Source organism: Vibrio sp. OPT24 (assembly GCF_015163545.1).
Taxonomy (GTDB): Bacteria; Pseudomonadota; Gammaproteobacteria; order Enterobacterales; family Vibrionaceae; genus Vibrio; species Vibrio cyclitrophicus.
In genome coordinates this window covers 234947-251129 of sequence record NZ_JADDYI010000020.1, presented here as the reverse complement: position 1 = coordinate 251129, position 16183 = coordinate 234947, and the positions used below count along the sequence as shown (strand labels likewise).

Here is a 16183-nt window from a genome sequence, read left to right as displayed (position 1 = left end):
TTTTTTACTTTGACAAGTAAGTGGTATTTAAAGCGTGTGCAAAAGCTCATTTTTATAGAATTTTGACAAAAACATGAGCAGACAGCGCAGATAATGACCCTGCGCTGTGCTAGATAGGTTATTTGTTTGCGTGATAGATCGCGAATTTAGTGGTCTTATTTAGAGTCGCGCATTTTCCAAACGCCAGTTCAATAATTGGAATATATTTTAAGAAACTGTTCGCAACAATAATCATTTCACCAGAACGCTTCAAATGCTTAGGAGCCTGAGCAAGTAAGGTCTCAGTCGCGCTGTAGCTAGTGTCCAAACCTGAATGGAATGGTGGGTTACTGATGATGAACTGGTAGTCTTCTGCAGTATCAGAATAGACATCTGAAGCGAAGACTTTACCCGTTAAACCATTCGCTTCGAGGGTCGCTTGGCTTGATGCGACGGCAAATGCACTGATGTCACACATTTCTAGATCGATATCAGGGTGACGAGATGCCATTACTGCGCCCAGTACGCCTGCACCACAGCCAAAGTCGAGTACTTTGCCTTTTAGTTTTGGCAGGGTATCCAACAGAAGTTGGCTACCAACATCGAACTGACCGTGACTGAAGACGCCAGGCAGGCTTTTTACCGTCAGAGGTTGTTCATCAATGTTAACTGTGTAGGTCTTAAACCAGTCTTGCAGGTTGAACGCTTGTGGTTGCTCGAAGCATTGACCCCAGTAGAAAGAGCAACGGCGCGCTGAATCGTATTTCACGACTTTGCCGTAAGGAGCAAACATCTTCTCGATGCTTTTCACGCCTGAACGGTTCTCACCAACCACAACGATTTCGGTATCTTTACCTAGCTTGGCAAATAACATCGCCAACAGAAATTCCGCTTCTGCTTTAGCCTTTGGCCAGTACAGCATCACTAAGTCGGCTTTGGTTTCTTCGGTAAACTCCGCACCATAAAAACGTTGGATGGTGTTGCAGCCTTCTAATTGACGGTAGTAGCTGTAATTAGAGGTAAACACGGTGACTGATTCACAATGTTTCGCTAATTCAACAGGGAATAAGTCTTCTGCCTCACCAGCAACTAAAACATGTTTGCCTTCAAAGTAGGCGAGTTGGCGTTGAGCAATCTGGCTTGGGGCAATATAAGCTGACATAGGACACTCTATTGAATCGTTAGCAAAAAATGAGGGCGGATTTTCGCATAATCCGCCCAAAGCTTGAAGTGTTTAATACGGGTTCGCCAATCAAGTTGACGTCAAGTTCGTTAACTCTTGTCTTGCTGGTTTAAAAAGTCTTTAAACTCTTCATCGTAGATGTTGAATAGGACGATGGTAATCGCAAAGATTAGTGGGCCGTAGATAAGACCAATTAAGCCGAACAATTGAATACCACCTAACAGTGAGAAGAAGATCATCAGGGTATTCATGCCTGCACTGCCTTGCATCAGCAGCGGACGAAGCAGGTTATCAATAGAACCAACAATCGCTACACAGTAAACCGTTAGGAAAATCGCCCACGTGGTATCGCCTGTTAGGAACAAGTAGGTCGCCGCAGGGATCCAGATTAATGCGGTTCCCACAACTGGGATGAAAGAGGCAAAGCCCATCATAGTGCCCCAGAATAGACCTGGGAAACCAGCAATCCACATACCTAAACCGCCAGCAAAACCTTGCGCGATGGCGGTTAAGAATGAGCCCATTACTGCTGATTTAGATACTTGCTCTATCTCTGTTAGAAGTTTGTCTTCTTGGCTACGAGACAGCGGCAGAATATGACGAACCACACTGATGATTTTGTCGTGATCTCTTAATAAGAAGAACAGAACAAACAGCATCAAGAAGAAATCCATCAAGAAATTGGTCGCATCACCAAGGATTTTTGCACTGATACCAACCAGTTTTGAGCCGAAGCTGGTCGCAAATTCACCGACTTTCTGTGCGATGGCTTGGGGCTCAATGTTGTCAAAAGGTAGGTAGTTGTTGACGAACGACAAGGCTTTAACAACCAAAGGGTGTGCAAATAGAGTTTGAATGCCGCCATGTGTTACCCATTGGTAGGTGTTTTGAGAAAACAAAGAGCCTTGCTGCACAATCGCTGCAAACACGGCTAATAAAGGGATAACAATAATAAAGGTCAAGATTACACATGAAAGTAGCGAAACGACGTTTTCTTTATTAGGGATCTTCTTTTCAAGCCACTCATGGATTGGGAACATCAATAGTGAAATGATAAAGGCCATCACGATTGAGTTGACGTACGGCTCTATAAGCAAGTAACAAGCATAAGCCGCCGCAAGTAGGGCAATGATGATCACCCAGTGGCTAGTATTGATTTTGAGTTTTTCTGACACGTTAATGGTCTCTATATTTGCGTTCTGAGTTTATAATGGCTGCAAAACAGAGAGTTAGCAATGAGGAGTTTTGATTATGGGGTGCTGTAATAAAGATAAGAAATGCCAAGACGAAGAACAGCAAATAAAAAAAGAGATCCCTTGGTTCAGAATGTTCCTTGGTACCTTGATGCTGTTGGTTTTTCTTTTCTGGGAACGTTAATCGCTTTTGGTTCAGCTTTAGCCTTAATTGACGGCTAAAAAACTGTCATATTTGTGGCTAATGAACGCGATGTATAAAAAAGGGCTACATCTAATGCAGCCCTAAATTAAATCGGTTAGCGACTTATAAAGTGCTTTCGATTATTTACTTTCAGCAGCAATGATCGCAAGAGAGCGGTCAGCCGCTTCTAGTGTTGCATCCAGTTCTTTTGAACCATGAGCAAGAGAAGTAAAGCTTGCTTCGAATGCTGAAGGTGCAAGGTAAACACCGTGATCTAGCATTAGGTGGAAGAAGCGCTTGAAGCGTTCTACATCACACTTAGTTACATCTTCGTAGCAGGTTACTGTTTCTTGGTCTGTGAAGAAGAAACCAAACATACCGCCCACTTGATGAACTAGCATTGGGATGCCGTGCTTGTCAGCAAGTTGCTTGAAGCCTTTTGCCAACTGCTTAGTTTTTGAAGCTAGACGCTTTTCGTTGCCTTCTTCTCGTAGAAGGTTCAAACATGCGTAGCCAGCAGCCATTGCCACAGGGTTACCTGAAAGCGTACCTGCTTGGTAAACAGGGCCCGTTGGTGCGATGTATTGCATCACATCTTTACGGCCACCGAAAGCACCCACTGGCATGCCGCCGCCAATCACTTTACCAAGACACGTTAGGTCTGGCTTGATGTTGTAGTAAGCCTGAGCACAACCTTCAGCAACGCGGAAACCTGTCATTACTTCATCAAAGATTAGCAATGCACCTTCTTGGTCACAGATTTCACGTAGACCTTCGTGGAAGCCTTCGACAGGAGGGATACAGTTCATGTTGCCCGCTACTGGCTCTACGATGATACAAGCGATCTCGCCTTTGTTTGCTGCGAAGATTTCACGAACTGAATCTAGATTATTGAAGGTTGCTGTTAGTGTTAGTTTCGCAAAATCAGCTGGTACGCCAGGAGAGCTTGGTTGACCTAAAGTCAGTGCACCAGAACCTGCTTTTACAAGTAGGCTGTCTGCGTGGCCGTGGTAGCAGCCTTCAAACTTAAGAATTTTGTCACGACCAGTGAAACCACGAGCTAGACGAATCGCACTCATGGTTGCTTCTGTACCTGAGCTCACCATACGTAGCTGTTCCATCGATGGAACCATCTCAGATACAAGTTCAGCCATTTTGATTTCAGTTTCGGTTGGAGCACCGAAGCTAAGGCCGCGTTGAGCTGCTGCAATCACAGCATCACGAATAACAGCGTGGTTGTGACCAAGGATCATTGGACCCCAAGAGCCAACGTAGTCGATATACGCTTTACCATCAGCATCAAAAATAAGTGGGCCGTCAGCGCGTTCAACGAAGATTGGAGAACCACCTACGCCATTGAATGCACGAACTGGAGAGTTTACGCCACCAGGAATAGTTTGCTGTGCTTTTTCGTATAGCTCTGCTGATTTGGTCATTGATATATCCTCTTTTGACTGTCGGACCAATTGGCACGCATTGTACCTATCCACAATCCAAGTAGGAATGCTTTCGCCCAGATAATCACCCGAATCTGGTTGTTTTGTGTGGTTACACGTTTTAATTGTTAGATATTAGCGAGTTTACAGCAGTAAAAGGACCGATCCTGTGGTGAATACTTGAACGTTTCAGTCAGGTATTAGATAATCATCAGAATATAAGAAAATACTCAACAACTATGGTCTCGAATTAGATTTGTATCATGTTGTTTTTGACACAGGTAAGAGAGGTTGTCGTGAGCGAAGTAAATATCCCATTGTCTTTTTCTGATGCAGCAGCTACCCGCGTACAAACGCTAATTGCTGAAGAAGAAAACCCAGAACTAAAACTACGTGTATACATTACAGGTGGTGGTTGTAGTGGCTTCCAATACGGCTTCACATTTGATGAAAAAGTAAATGATGGCGACACTACGATTGTAAACAGCGGTGTAACGCTAGTTGTTGACCCTATGAGCCTACAGTACTTAATGGGCGGCATGGTTGATTACACTGAAGGCCTAGAAGGCGCACGTTTCTTTGTAAACAACCCTAATGCAACAACAACATGTGGTTGTGGCGCATCATTTAGCGTATAGGCTGGCTCGAAAGTTAACTTGAGTTAAAAGTTATCTTGGAAATACTGTAAACGCCGAACTTATGTTCGGCGTTTTTGTTTATAAGAAAATCATTATATAAAACAGAGAGTAAGCTAATCTATTCAATTCGTTTAGCTTATGAAAATATTTACAAATTCGATGTGTAATATTTATCTCATCAGTTTGAATTATAGTAAACGCCATATTTTTTAAATTGTCGATAGCGTCCAACTTCGATCGGTGTTGCTCTGTTAAGGTAACTCTTTGTGCATCAGGATGTTGTACATTACGTTGTGCAATAAAATCGCACACCTAAACCACATGGCACAAAAGGATTTGGTATGTCTACTCACTTTTCTGGCTCATCGCTTTCTCAAAAGTTCACGCAGCCTTGGTTAGTTTCACTTGCTCTTGTGATTTTATTGTCGATCTGGCTTGGCTTAGGAGTCGGGCAAGCGGAAGAGTCGCCGGCAAAAAAGTCGACAGAAATTCCGTTGGCAAAGGTATCCTTTCAAACATTCACCTCATCACCGACCTTTAAAACGATTGATCTCTATGGAAGAACGGCGCCCGATCGGCATGCTCGTCTAGGTGCAGAAGTCGCGGGCAAGATTGTCAGATTGAATGTTGTTAAGGGGGATATGGTTAAAGCAGGACAAGCCATTGCCCAGATAGATAAAGGTGATTTAGAGATTCAACTAGAGCGAGCATCTGCGTTATATCGCTTGAAGCAGAAAGAGTTCAAAGCGGCGCAGTCACTGAAGAAAAGAGGTCTGCAAGGTGAGATCGCCTACACCACCGCTGAGGCATCCTTAACTGAAGCAAAAGCCATAATGCGCAATGCGGAGTTGGCTTTAAAAAATACTGTAATTACCTCGCCTTTTTCGGGTGTGGTTCAGGATTTGATGGTCGAATTGGGTGATTTCGTTGGGGTTGGCGATCCAGTCGCGGGCGTGATTGACCTTGATCCTCTGGTTATTGAGGCTGATGTCAGTGAGCGCCATATCCAACACCTGTTAGTCAATCAATCTGCTTTGGTCCGTTTGTTAGGAAGAGAAGAAGCGGAAGGTCGGCTGCGTTACGTCTCTCGAATATCTTCGGCCTCAACCAATACCTTCCCAATTGAGATTGAAATCGATAACTCCGATGGTCTGTTACCTGCCGGTGTCAGTGCTGAAGTAACCCTCAATCTAGAAACAAGAGACGCAATCAAGATAACACCGGCGATGCTGGCATTGGATGAGGCGGGTAACCTCGGGGTCAAAACCTTGGTCTCTGCTAGTGACTCACCAATGGTGAAGTTTGTGGGCATCCAATTAGTAAAGGCAGAACAAGATGGAGTCTGGCTTACTGGGCTAGGCCAACAAGTTGATATCATTACGGTTGGGCAAGGCTTTGTACGTGATGGTGATTCAGTGATTGCTATCGAGCAAAGTACTGAACTTTCTAAAGCGAAAGCTGAGTAGGAGATAGCCGATGTATTCAATTATTGATGCAGCCTTGTCTCGTGCACGAACAATGCTTTCGTTATTGGCGCTAATTCTTGTCGCAGGTGCAGTGACTTACATTACGATACCCAAGGAGTCGAGCCCCGATATTACCATCCCAATTATTTATGTTTCTGTCGGGCACCAAGGGATCTCGCCAACGGATGCAGAACGTTTATTGGTTCGACCTATTGAGCAAGAGCTTAGGTCAATCGAAGGCGTAAAAGAGATGACAGCAACCGCAGCAGAAGGGCACGCCTCTGTGGTGTTAGAGTTTAATGTTGGCGTCGATCTTACCAAGGCGATGGCGGATGTGCGCGATGCTGTCGATTTGGCCAAACCCAAGTTGCCAGAAGACAGCGATGAACCGACCGTAAATGAAGTAACACTCGCATCTGAACAACCAGTTTTGTCTGTTGTGCTATTTGGTACTGTTCCCGAACGTACCATTGTGCAAATTGCGCGAGAGGTTGGAGATAAATTAGAAAGCTATCGCCAAATTCTAGAAGTGGATATTGCAGGCGATCGTGATGACATCGTTGAAATCATCGTTGATCCGTTATTGATGGAAAGCTATAGCCTAGATCAAGCGGATATCTATAACCTGATCGCCTTGAATAACCGAGTAGTAGCGGCCGGTTTTGTTGATACGGGTTACGGGCGTTTTTCTGTCAAAGTCCCTTCTGTGTTTAACTCCTTAAAAGACGTACTTGAGTTGCCAATCAAAGTGGATGGTAAACAGGTCGTGACCTTTGGCGATGTGGCTACGGTTCGCCGAGCGTTTCGAGATCCTGAAAGCTTTGCCCGTTTAGATGGCAAATCCGCGGTTGTCTTGGATATAAAGAAGCGAGCGGGTGAAAACATCATTGAAACCGTTGAGCTAGTCAAGGCAGTAATGGCAGGTGCTCAGCAGCAAGCTGAATGGCCAAATAACCTTTTGGTCAAATACACTTGGGATGAATCTAAAGATGTGAAGATCATGCTCAACGATCTGCAAAACAATATCTTATCCGCCATCATTTTAGTGGTGATCGTGATCATCTCCATTCTTGGTGTTCGAACCGCTCTATTGGTCGGAATTTCAATTCCTGGATCGTTCCTCACGGGATTGTTGGTGTTGTCTGTGTTTGGTCTAACCGTCAACATCGTGGTGCTGTTCTCTTTGATCATGGCAGTGGGTATGTTGGTCGATGGCGCAATTGTGGTTACCGAATTTGCCGACAGGCGAATGCAAGAAGGTGAAGGGCGTAAAGCCGCTTACAGAGATGCTGCGAAACGTATGGCGTGGCCAATAACGGCATCAACGGCAACGACCTTAGCTGCGTTTGCTCCGTTACTGTTTTGGCCAGATGTGACGGGAGAGTTCATGAAGTTCCTACCATTAACATTGATTGCCACGTTAACTGCTTCATTGATTATGGCGTTGCTGTTTGTTCCAGTTCTAGGCGGCTTGATCGGTAAACCTCAATACGTTTCCCCTAAAAACCAAGCTCGAATGGTAGCACTACACAATGGTGACTTCTCACAAGCAACAGGTTTAACTAAAGCGTATTACCAGACACTATCGATTGCTATTGAACATCCGTTTAAGATTCTTGTTAGTGCGATTGTATTATCTATCGCAGTTGGTTTTACCTACTCAAAGGCAGGGCTCGGTGCAGAGTTTTTCCCAGAGGTTGACCCTCCATTCTTCAACGTTAAAGTTCGATCTCATGGTGATCTGTCTATTCAAGAAAAAGATTTGATCATGCGCGATATTGAACGAAAGATGCTCAATCATGATGAGTTTGACACGGTTTACACACGTACTGGCGGTGATGACCAGATTGGTTTGATATCGATTACTCCCGTTGATTGGCAATACCGCCGCAGTGTTAAGGCGATCATTGAAGAGTTAAAGGTGCAAACCGATCAATACGCTGGTGTTGAGATTGAATATAAGTTTCCAGATGCAGGGCCTCCGGTTGAGAATGACTTAGTGATTGAGCTTTCGGCCAAGACGCCAGAGCAGCTTAATCAAGCGGCAAAGATCGTCAGAAACTGGGCGGATGGTAATCAAGCACTGACCAATATCAGCGACACTGCAAGCAAAGACGGGATCGACTGGAAGGTGGATATTCGCCGAGATGATGCTGCGCGTTTTTCGGCTGATGCTACCTTGGTGGGTAATACCGTTCAGTTTGTGACTAATGGATTAAAGATCGGTGATTACCTTCCTGATGATTCATCAGAAGAGGTCGATATCTTAGTGCGTTACCCGAATGATAAGAGAGACATTGGCCGTTTTGACCAGTTAAGAGTCAAAACACCGGCTGGTCTTGTTCCGATTACCAACTTCGCGCAGATTATTCCCGACCACAAGCAAGACACGATTAAGCGTCTTGATGGAAAGCGTGTGGTGAATATCATGGCGGATATGGAAGAGGGCTATAACCTTGCGCTTGAACTGCCGAAGATCGAGCAAGCGTTAAGCGAGTTGGGCTTACCGAGTAGCGTTGAGTTCCGTATCCGAGGTCAAAATGAAGAGCAAGAAAATTCTTCTGCTTTCTTACAAAGTGCTTTCTTAGTCGCTTTGGCGGTAATGGCTTTGATTCTGATTACTCAATTTAATAGCTTCTACCAAGCATTTTTGATTCTTAGCGCGGTGTTGTTCTCAACGGTTGGCGTGTTTGTTGGTTTGCTTATCTTCCAACGTCCGTTTGGTATAGTGATGTCTGGTATTGGGGTGATTGCATTGGCAGGAATTGTGGTAAACAACAATATCGTGTTGATTGATACCTATAACCAACTGATAAAGCGCGGCTTGGAGAAGCGAGATGCGATTCTCAGAACGGGAGTTCAGCGTTTAAGGCCAGTAATGCTGACCACGGTTACCACCATTTTAGGCTTGATGCCTATGGTGTTGGAGATGAACATCGATTTGATTAACCAAAAAATTGAGTTTGGTGCACCGAGCACGCAATGGTGGTCGCAACTCGCTACGGCTATTGCTGGAGGTTTGGCATTTGCAACGGTACTAACCTTGGTGCTGACGCCCTGTTTGCTGATGCTAGGGCGAGATAATAAACCCGATATACTCCAAAGCAACGACGATGAACGATAAGTACAGGTTCGACGGAAATAAAAAAGAGCGCCTTGGTGGGCGCTCTTTTCGTTGGCTTATAGGGTTCTTAACCTAATTGGTCGTTAGTAATCTAATTAGTCGCGAGCAACTGGCCGTATCGCTCAAGGTTATTCAGTCGAATCTCTGAGTTCGCAATAAATGTTGCTTTTGCTTTACCTGTTAACGACTTAGATTGAGGCAATTTCACGGTTCGCGCATTTTTATGTACACCATTGACCAAAAATTCATAGTGTAAGTGCGGGCCCGTCACTCGACCTGTACCACCCAAGGTACCAATGGTTTGGCCTTGTTTTACGCGCTGGCCAGCCTTAACCATGCGTCGCTTCATGTGCAGGTACTTGGTGATGTAGGTGTTGCTGTGTCGAATGAACACGTAGTTACCATTAAATTGGTTGTAACCTGATTTCTGAACGATGCCGTCACCGGCCGCCCAGATAGGTGTACCTACAGGGGCTGCGTAGTCTGTACCTCGATGAGCTCGAACCTTGCCTGTTACTGGGTGTTTTCTGTTTGGGTTAAAATTCGATGTTACACGACGGAAATCAATCGGTGAGCGTAGAAAGGCTTTCTTCATTGCGCGACCGTTCTCATCGAAATAGTTGCCACTCTTATCATCCAATACCGCAGTAAACGAATCACCTTGGTTTTTGAATACAGCCGCCATAATCTTACCGCGGCCAATCACTTCACCTTCTACTACTTTCTCTTGATACAAGATTTTGAAGCTGTCATTTTTACGAATATCCAATGCAAAATCGATATCCCAACCGAAGATCCCCGCCAATTCCATAATTTGGTTTGCAGTTAGGCCTGCACTGACGCCTGCATTCCAAAAGTTAGAGGTGATGTTGGCTTCGGCATAATTGTATTGGTAGGCCACTTCTTTTTTGTCGAGGCTAGAGGAGAATGAATCACCAGACTTAGTGATCTTAAAGCTTTCAAACGCACTAAGTTGTCGTTTTAATTGAATAAGGTCGTTGTTTTCATCGAAGCCGAACTGTAATACGTCGCCAGGTCTTAGATTTGATAGCTGTTTCTTAATATCATTGTTGGTATTGAGTAGGGTGATTAACAGGCGGTATGAGAGGCCAATTCGCTCGAATAAAACCGAGGTACTTTCACCTGAACGAACGGTATATCTCTCCCAGCTAAGCACAGCTGTTGGCGGAGCATCACTCGAACTCACAAGCGCCGATGCATTGATCGTGAGTGGGTAATGTTTCCCCACCACTAAAGCGCCCGTATCGTCACGTAAACTGCTGACATCGGGTAGTAAGAAAATCGCGACGAAAATTACGGCACTAAAAAATGCGATAAAAGCCCGGTGCAAAATAGGAAGGCGTGCAAAAATAGACAACATGTTCCGGTTCGTTCAGTAAATATTATGAAAATAGACGACGGAATAGTGTAACTGGTTTCAAAATACATCGCTATTCAAGTAAGATGTCTAATTATTATATTTTTGCCAAATCTGTGGGAGTGAACAAGAATGGCGAGTATTGAAGCTGCACTAGCCGAGATCAAACGTGGCGTAGAAGAACTGATTCCAGAAGACGAACTGATTGCTAAATTAAAAGAAGGTCGTCCTTTACGCATTAAACTGGGTGCCGATCCAACTGCTCCAGATATCCACCTAGGCCATACGGTTATCTTTAACAAGCTTCGTGCTTTCCAAGAGCTTGGTCATGAAGTGACATTCCTTATCGGTGATTTCACTGCAATGGTTGGTGACCCATCGGGTAAGAACTCAACGCGTCCACCGCTAAGCCGTGAAGACGTATTGAAGAATGCTGAAACTTACAAAGAGCAAGTATTCAAGATTCTAGACCCTGCGAAAACGCAAATTCGTTTCAACTCTGAGTGGCTATCTGAGCTTGGCGCTGAAGGCATGATTCGTCTTGCTTCTAACCAAACTGTTGCTCGTATGCTTGAGCGTGATGACTTTAAAAAGCGTTACGCTGGTGGTCAACCGATCGCAATCCACGAATTCATGTACCCACTTCTACAAGGTCACGACTCTGTTGCACTAGAGAGTGATGTTGAGCTTGGTGGTACTGACCAGAAGTTTAACCTTCTAATGGGTCGTGAGCTGCAAAAAGCAGCAGGTCAAAAACCACAAGCGGTACTGATGATGCCATTACTTGTAGGTCTAGACGGCGTTAAGAAGATGTCTAAGTCTGCGCACAACTACATCGGTATTAGCGAAGCACCAAGCGAGATGTTTGGTAAGATCATGTCTATCTCTGACGATCTAATGTGGAGCTACTACGAGCTACTGTCTTTCCGTCCACTTGAAGAAGTTGCGGAACTGAAAGCTGGCGTTGAGGCGGGCAAAAACCCTCGTGACGTTAAAGTACTGCTAGCGAAAGAGATCATTGCTCGTTTCCACAGTGAAGCGGATGCAGAAGCGGCTGAGCAAGAGTTCGTTAACCGTTTTGCTAAGAATCAAGTACCAGACGAAATGCCTGAATTCGAATTCGAAGCAGGCTTACCGATTGCTAACGTTCTAAAAGAAGCGGGTCTTGTAAACTCTACTTCTGATGCGATGCGTATGATCAAGCAAGGTGCTGCTAAGCTTGAAGGCGAGAAGATTGAAGACAGCAAATTCGTACCTGAAGCAGGTACTGCAGTTTACCAAGTAGGTAAGCGTAAGTTTGCTCGTATTACTATTAAGTAATAATGCACATCAATAATTGAACAAAAGGCATCCACGGATGCCTTTTTTATTGACACAAAGTTGACGAAGTTTTTGAACGTGCATTGCTACACTATGCGCGCTGTCATATTGACAGTAATTCTGGAGATTTTTATGAACAATACCGACCATCCTCCTAGTTTGAATGGAGAAGAATAACCTGTCTCGGTATTGATCTATTGTCCTGCCGTTCAGGTAGGGTATCTTTGTTTTCCCCCTCATTCTTTTCCACACACTAGATTCTAACAAGTAGACACATTAGCGCTTTAAGCTCTTGGTGCGCTTAGCTATACGCTCCTGATATACGGGCTATACGCTCTTGATACACGAGTTAAATGCTCTTGGTGTACTCGCTATAAGCTATTTGTTTTGATGGTCGTTACCTTTGCCAATCGGGAGATTCGCCATGACGGTAATGAACAACACTTTTTTATCTATTGAAGCTCTGTACTCAGAGAAAGACATCCAAGCTGTATCTAATGCCTTTCAACAGTACGGACGTGAGCAACAAATTAACCTTTTGAACCGTATGCCACTTGAAGATGCGGTGTTAGTACTTGGGCAATGCTCTCTCAGTATTATTCAGACTTTACTTAGTGAGCTAGAAGAACAGGGCTTTGAGAAACGCTCTCGACATCTAGCTCACCAACTAGGGCTGATCTACTCAGAGGTTGAACCTCAACAAGGTTACCTTTCAACTGGAGTGCTTAGCCACGTTAGGCAGCGTATTGGTTGGATTATTGCGTTAGCACTATTGGGAATCGTCTCAGGGCTTATCATTGCCCAGTATGAAGACATCCTCAGTCAGCTAGTACTTTTGGCTATCTATATGCCGGTGATCGCTGCTGCGGGTGGTAACACCGGAACACAAGCCGCGACTTTGGTGATCAGAGCTTTAGCTACTGGTGAACTGAAGAAACGTCAATGGGCTAACGTTCTATGGAAAGAGTTTAGAGTTGCTATCTGTTTAGCTTTAGCGATTGCAGTGGTGATGATAGGTCGCATCTTACTGTTTAGTGACAACCAATCGACAGGTGGTCATGACATCAATATGATTGCATTAGCGATTGCGGTAGCGCTGTTTATTCAGGTGACGATCTCAACGGTGCTTGGGGGTGGATTGCCGATTGTTGCTCGGTTATTCAAATTAGATCCTGCGGTGCTGGTGAGCCCAGTCCTCGCTTCAATAGTCGATATTTCAGGGATGTGGATTTATTTTACAGTCGTTAACTCATTCCTCGGTATCGCTTAGCTCCTATAAAAATAGGCACCTATAAAAATAGCTAAAAACACCTTAGAAACAAAAATGGCGCTGAAGATCATACGATCTTCAGCGCCATTTTTATTGTTTAAGTAGAAGCTTACAGAGAGCTAAACATTACTTAGATTTGCTTTGTGTTTGACTGAATTCGACCACACCTTTGTAGAAAGCTCGTTCAAACTGGGTGATTGGTGCTTCTACAGGTTTTTCTGGATCTTGCTCTTTAGGGAAGTAATCACGGACAAACTGTACAAACAGAGAGTTTGGATTGCCCGCTTTATCTAAACCAAAACCTGCCATGTTGTAGCTACCGTACAAAGACCCACTTTTCGCAATAATATTACCTTGGATTGGTGCTTTTCTCATACTCTGACGGTACTTGAGCGTTCCATTAGTGCCAGATATAGGCATAGCCTCAATCAGGTTGAGCTGTTTGTCGTTATCCCAGATGTAACGCAGAACCTGAGCCATAGCTTGCGAGGTCATGCGATTATTCCTCGATAACCCTGAGCCATCAACCAACTGTGCTTTGTTTAGGTCAATGTTGGCCTTGGTCAGTAATATCTGTTTTATCGCTTCGGTGCCGTTATTGAAACTACCAGGCTGGACATAAAACGTTGCACCCAGTGTTTTGGTCAGGTTGTCTGCGATTAGGTTGTCTGATTTCTTCAACATGGTATCGAGCAGTTCAGGAAGCTTTTCAGAATGGTGGCTCGCGACTAACGTAGTTTTGTCTGCTTTAGCTTTTTTACCAACAATCACATCGCCTTTAACTTGGATTTTCAGCTCTTTAAGCAGTGAGGTCACGACTTGATAGGTATAAAGCTCGGGGTTTTGAATCGCAAACTTGAGTGGTAGTGGTTTCTTACGCTCTACTAAGCAACCAGAGAGCTTGTAAGCGTTGTCTGGAGTGGTAATGAGCTCTAAGTCGCATTGTGTCGCCTTCTGCCCTGAGCGAGTTACGGTGGTTGCGATGGTTGTCACGTCTATCGGATAGTGGGCGGGAATATAGACTCGAGTGCTGCCGTTATCTTTTGTATAAATAGAGGCTTGTGCGCAGTTACTGTCTAACGTCATCGCGCTAGAAGGTGCGCTGTAACAAACGCCTAGAATGTCCCAAGGCCACCCCACCGCTCGTTGATAGCCCGTATAAGCTGAGTTATCGAGATACAGGTTACCGTTAATAGTTTTAGATTGTGATTTAGCATATTGAGCTAAAAGCCTTTTTAACTGCTCTCGTTGTAGCGTTGGGTCACCGCTGAATGAGATCACAACATCTTTATTAGAACGAGCTATGCTGGTCGTATAGTGAAAGTCATCCCCCAATTCCAACTTTGCTGCCAAAGCGGTGACCAGTTTTAAGGTGCTGGCTGGTGGATAAAAACCATCAATGTTGATGCTTATTTCATTTGAATCACCACTCAAGGATTCCAAGATTAGACTTGTGCTACTGCCATCAGGCAGTTTATTTAAAGGGGCGTAGGCGAAAGTGGTAAGTGAGTAACTACCAAGTGATAAGCCACATAGAAGTAGAGTGGATAGAAGGCGCATAGAAGATTTTTTCTTGGATGGCTGATGTTTTTAGTATACAGATATAAAAAACGCCCGCTAGAGAGCGGGCGTTTTGATTCTCAATTAACTAATTAATCAATTAGATAATCAGAATTAGAAGTCGTAACGTAGACCTAGAGCTAGCTCGTCTTCAGCTTGTACTTTAGTTGCGCCAAAGTTTACACCGTCAGCATTACCGAACTTGTCACCTTCAGAGATAAGGTTGAAGTTGTACGAAATGTACGTACGGAAGTTAGGCTTGAAGTAGTAAGTAGCATCGATTGCAACGTTGTCAGCAGATGTATCACCATCTGTTTCTGCGTTGTTGTACGTTAGCGTGAATGCAGTCTTATCTAGCGTGTAAGCAGTTGCGAATTCGTAACCTGTGTAGTCACCGTCTTTCTTCGCTAGTTCACCATCTGTGAACGTACCAGCAAAGTATAGCGCTTCAGTACGGAAAGAAGCTGCTAGCATGTATTCGTTTTGGTCAGCTTGGTCTGCGTAACCAGCACCTAGCTTAAAGCCAGAGTCGCCGATAGCGTAGATACCAGATAGAGAGTAGCCATCAGCGTCGTTGTCACAGTACTCACCGATGTTACAACCATTAACAACACCTTCTTGACGGTCAGCAAAACGGTAGCTTGCTTTTACGCCTAGGTCTTGGAATTGACCTTTGTATGAAACCATGTTGTCTGAACGATCTGCTACAGCAATTTTCATTGCAGCAGAGTTACCGTGGTAAGACATGATATCCGTGAAGTCTGTGATTACGCCTAGCGCACCGTCGTTTTTACCGTAAGTAACTTCACCGAAGTCACCGCCGATACCAGCGTATGTGTAACGGTTAGTGATGTCGCCGTCGTTGTTATCAGTAGAACCGCCGTTTTCAGCCGTTGTGAATTCGCCTTCGTAGAAACCAACACCGTATAGGCCGTCTTGGATTTCAACTTTACCTAGGAAGTTAAGACGTACACGAGTTTTGTCTTCAGCTTTGCCATCTTTTAGAGATAGACGAGCTTCCGCACGACCACCGATCTCTAGAGAAGTGCCGTTTGAGCTGTATACAGAAGTACCGTCAATACCACCAGCTTGTTTACCGTCGGCTGCTACAGCGTTAGTAGCAAGAGCTGCAGCAGATACAGCAAGCGCGATCATAGTCTTGTTCATGTTATTATTTCCTAATTACTGTCCATAGAAGTTTTATCAAGGATTTGAACCCTTTTGTGTATTGCCTGTATTAATCAAGCTTCATAACCATGATTAGAACAGAAGTCTAAAAAATGCCAGTGCAATCCATGAGTTACTTTTTACCCCTAAAGTTCCATAGCTAGTTAGTAAAATGATATCAATAAAAATTGTGAACACTGTTTTATTATATTTACTGTTGTTTAAGTTTTTGTTTTTAATGTTTTTTTATAAAAGTGTGATCTGTATTTATTTGGTTTGTTTTTG

Annotated in this window: 11 protein-coding genes; 5 read left to right on the top strand and 6 right to left on the bottom strand. The window is 44.3% G+C overall.

Going from position 1 to position 16183, the window contains the following annotated elements; all coding sequences use genetic code 11:
* Nucleotides 1–118: 118 nt before the first annotated feature.
* The 3 genes from rsmC to hemL form a co-directional block, all read right to left on the bottom strand.
* Complete coding sequence (gene rsmC / locus IQO02_RS06820; protein ID WP_016800668.1) at nt 119–1141, bottom strand: 16S rRNA (guanine(1207)-N(2))-methyltransferase RsmC; 1023 nt, start codon at nt 1139–1141, stop codon at nt 119–121.
* A gap of 110 nt (nt 1142–1251) precedes the next feature.
* Nucleotides 1252–2337 (bottom strand): AI-2E family transporter, encoded by a 1086-nt coding sequence (locus tag IQO02_RS06815; RefSeq protein ID WP_009847558.1) that lies wholly within the window; start codon nt 2335–2337, stop codon nt 1252–1254.
* Between the two features lie 342 nt (nt 2338–2679).
* Complete coding sequence (gene hemL / locus IQO02_RS06810) at nt 2680–3975, bottom strand: glutamate-1-semialdehyde 2,1-aminomutase (RefSeq protein ID WP_010436060.1); 1296 nt, start codon at nt 3973–3975, stop codon at nt 2680–2682.
* Between the two features lie 296 nt (nt 3976–4271).
* Between hemL and erpA the strand changes: the two genes are divergently transcribed.
* The 3 genes from erpA (at nt 4272) to IQO02_RS06795 (ending at nt 9203) form a co-directional block, all read left to right on the top strand.
* Complete coding sequence (gene erpA / locus IQO02_RS06805; protein ID WP_004734539.1) at nt 4272–4613, top strand: iron-sulfur cluster insertion protein ErpA; 342 nt, start codon at nt 4272–4274, stop codon at nt 4611–4613.
* A gap of 341 nt (nt 4614–4954) precedes the next feature.
* On the top strand, nt 4955–6079 hold the full coding sequence (locus IQO02_RS06800) for an efflux RND transporter periplasmic adaptor subunit (RefSeq protein ID WP_016787802.1): 1125 nt from the start codon (nt 4955–4957) through the stop codon (nt 6077–6079).
* A 10-nt stretch (nt 6080–6089) separates the two neighbouring features.
* Nucleotides 6090–9203, top strand: coding sequence for an efflux RND transporter permease subunit (locus IQO02_RS06795; protein ID WP_016793796.1), 3114 nt, complete (start codon nt 6090–6092; stop codon nt 9201–9203).
* Between the two features lie 91 nt (nt 9204–9294).
* Here the strand turns inward: IQO02_RS06795 and IQO02_RS06790 are convergent, their stop codons facing one another.
* Entirely contained in the window at nt 9295–10584 is a 1290-nt protein-coding gene (locus IQO02_RS06790) for a peptidoglycan DD-metalloendopeptidase family protein (protein ID WP_010436072.1), read from the bottom strand.
* A gap of 129 nt (nt 10585–10713) precedes the next feature.
* Between IQO02_RS06790 and tyrS the strand changes: the two genes are divergently transcribed.
* Nucleotides 10714–11901: a tyrosine--tRNA ligase gene (gene tyrS / locus IQO02_RS06785; RefSeq protein ID WP_004734518.1), complete on the top strand. Its 1188-nt coding sequence runs from the start codon at nt 10714–10716 to the stop codon at nt 11899–11901.
* A 424-nt stretch (nt 11902–12325) separates the two neighbouring features.
* Nucleotides 12326–13171, top strand: a complete 846-nt coding sequence (locus IQO02_RS06780) for a magnesium transporter (RefSeq protein WP_016790778.1) — start codon at nt 12326–12328, stop codon at nt 13169–13171.
* A 126-nt stretch (nt 13172–13297) separates the two neighbouring features.
* Here IQO02_RS06780 and dacB read toward each other — a convergent pair whose 3' ends face one another.
* Nucleotides 13298–14731 carry a serine-type D-Ala-D-Ala carboxypeptidase gene (gene dacB / locus IQO02_RS06775; RefSeq protein WP_102282760.1) on the bottom strand — a complete coding sequence of 478 codons (1434 nt, stop codon included), beginning with the start codon at nt 14729–14731 and terminating at the stop codon, nt 13298–13300.
* Between the two features lie 114 nt (nt 14732–14845).
* Nucleotides 14846–15898 carry a porin gene (locus tag IQO02_RS06770; protein WP_010436108.1) on the bottom strand — a complete coding sequence of 351 codons (1053 nt, stop codon included), beginning with the start codon at nt 15896–15898 and terminating at the stop codon, nt 14846–14848.
* Nucleotides 15899–16183: the final 285 nt, after the last annotated feature.

What these genes read in the sequence shown, in the direction of transcription:
- dacB (WP_102282760.1), bottom strand. Translation starts at nt 14,731, where the DNA reads ATGCGCCTTCTATCCACTCTACTTCTATGTGGCTTATCACTTGGTAGT.
- IQO02_RS06800 (WP_016787802.1), top strand. Translation starts at nt 4,955, where the DNA reads ATGTCTACTCACTTTTCTGGCTCATCGCTTTCTCAAAAGTTCACGCAG.
- IQO02_RS06795 (WP_016793796.1), top strand. Translation starts at nt 6,090, where the DNA reads ATGTATTCAATTATTGATGCAGCCTTGTCTCGTGCACGAACAATGCTT.
- tyrS (WP_004734518.1), top strand. Translation starts at nt 10,714, where the DNA reads ATGGCGAGTATTGAAGCTGCACTAGCCGAGATCAAACGTGGCGTAGAA.
- IQO02_RS06770 (WP_010436108.1), bottom strand. Translation starts at nt 15,898, where the DNA reads ATGAACAAGACTATGATCGCGCTTGCTGTATCTGCTGCAGCTCTTGCT.
- IQO02_RS06780 (WP_016790778.1), top strand. Translation starts at nt 12,326, where the DNA reads ATGACGGTAATGAACAACACTTTTTTATCTATTGAAGCTCTGTACTCA.
- IQO02_RS06790 (WP_010436072.1), bottom strand. Translation starts at nt 10,584, where the DNA reads ATGTTGTCTATTTTTGCACGCCTTCCTATTTTGCACCGGGCTTTTATC.
- rsmC (WP_016800668.1), bottom strand. Translation starts at nt 1,141, where the DNA reads ATGTCAGCTTATATTGCCCCAAGCCAGATTGCTCAACGCCAACTCGCC.
- hemL (WP_010436060.1), bottom strand. Translation starts at nt 3,975, where the DNA reads ATGACCAAATCAGCAGAGCTATACGAAAAAGCACAGCAAACTATTCCT.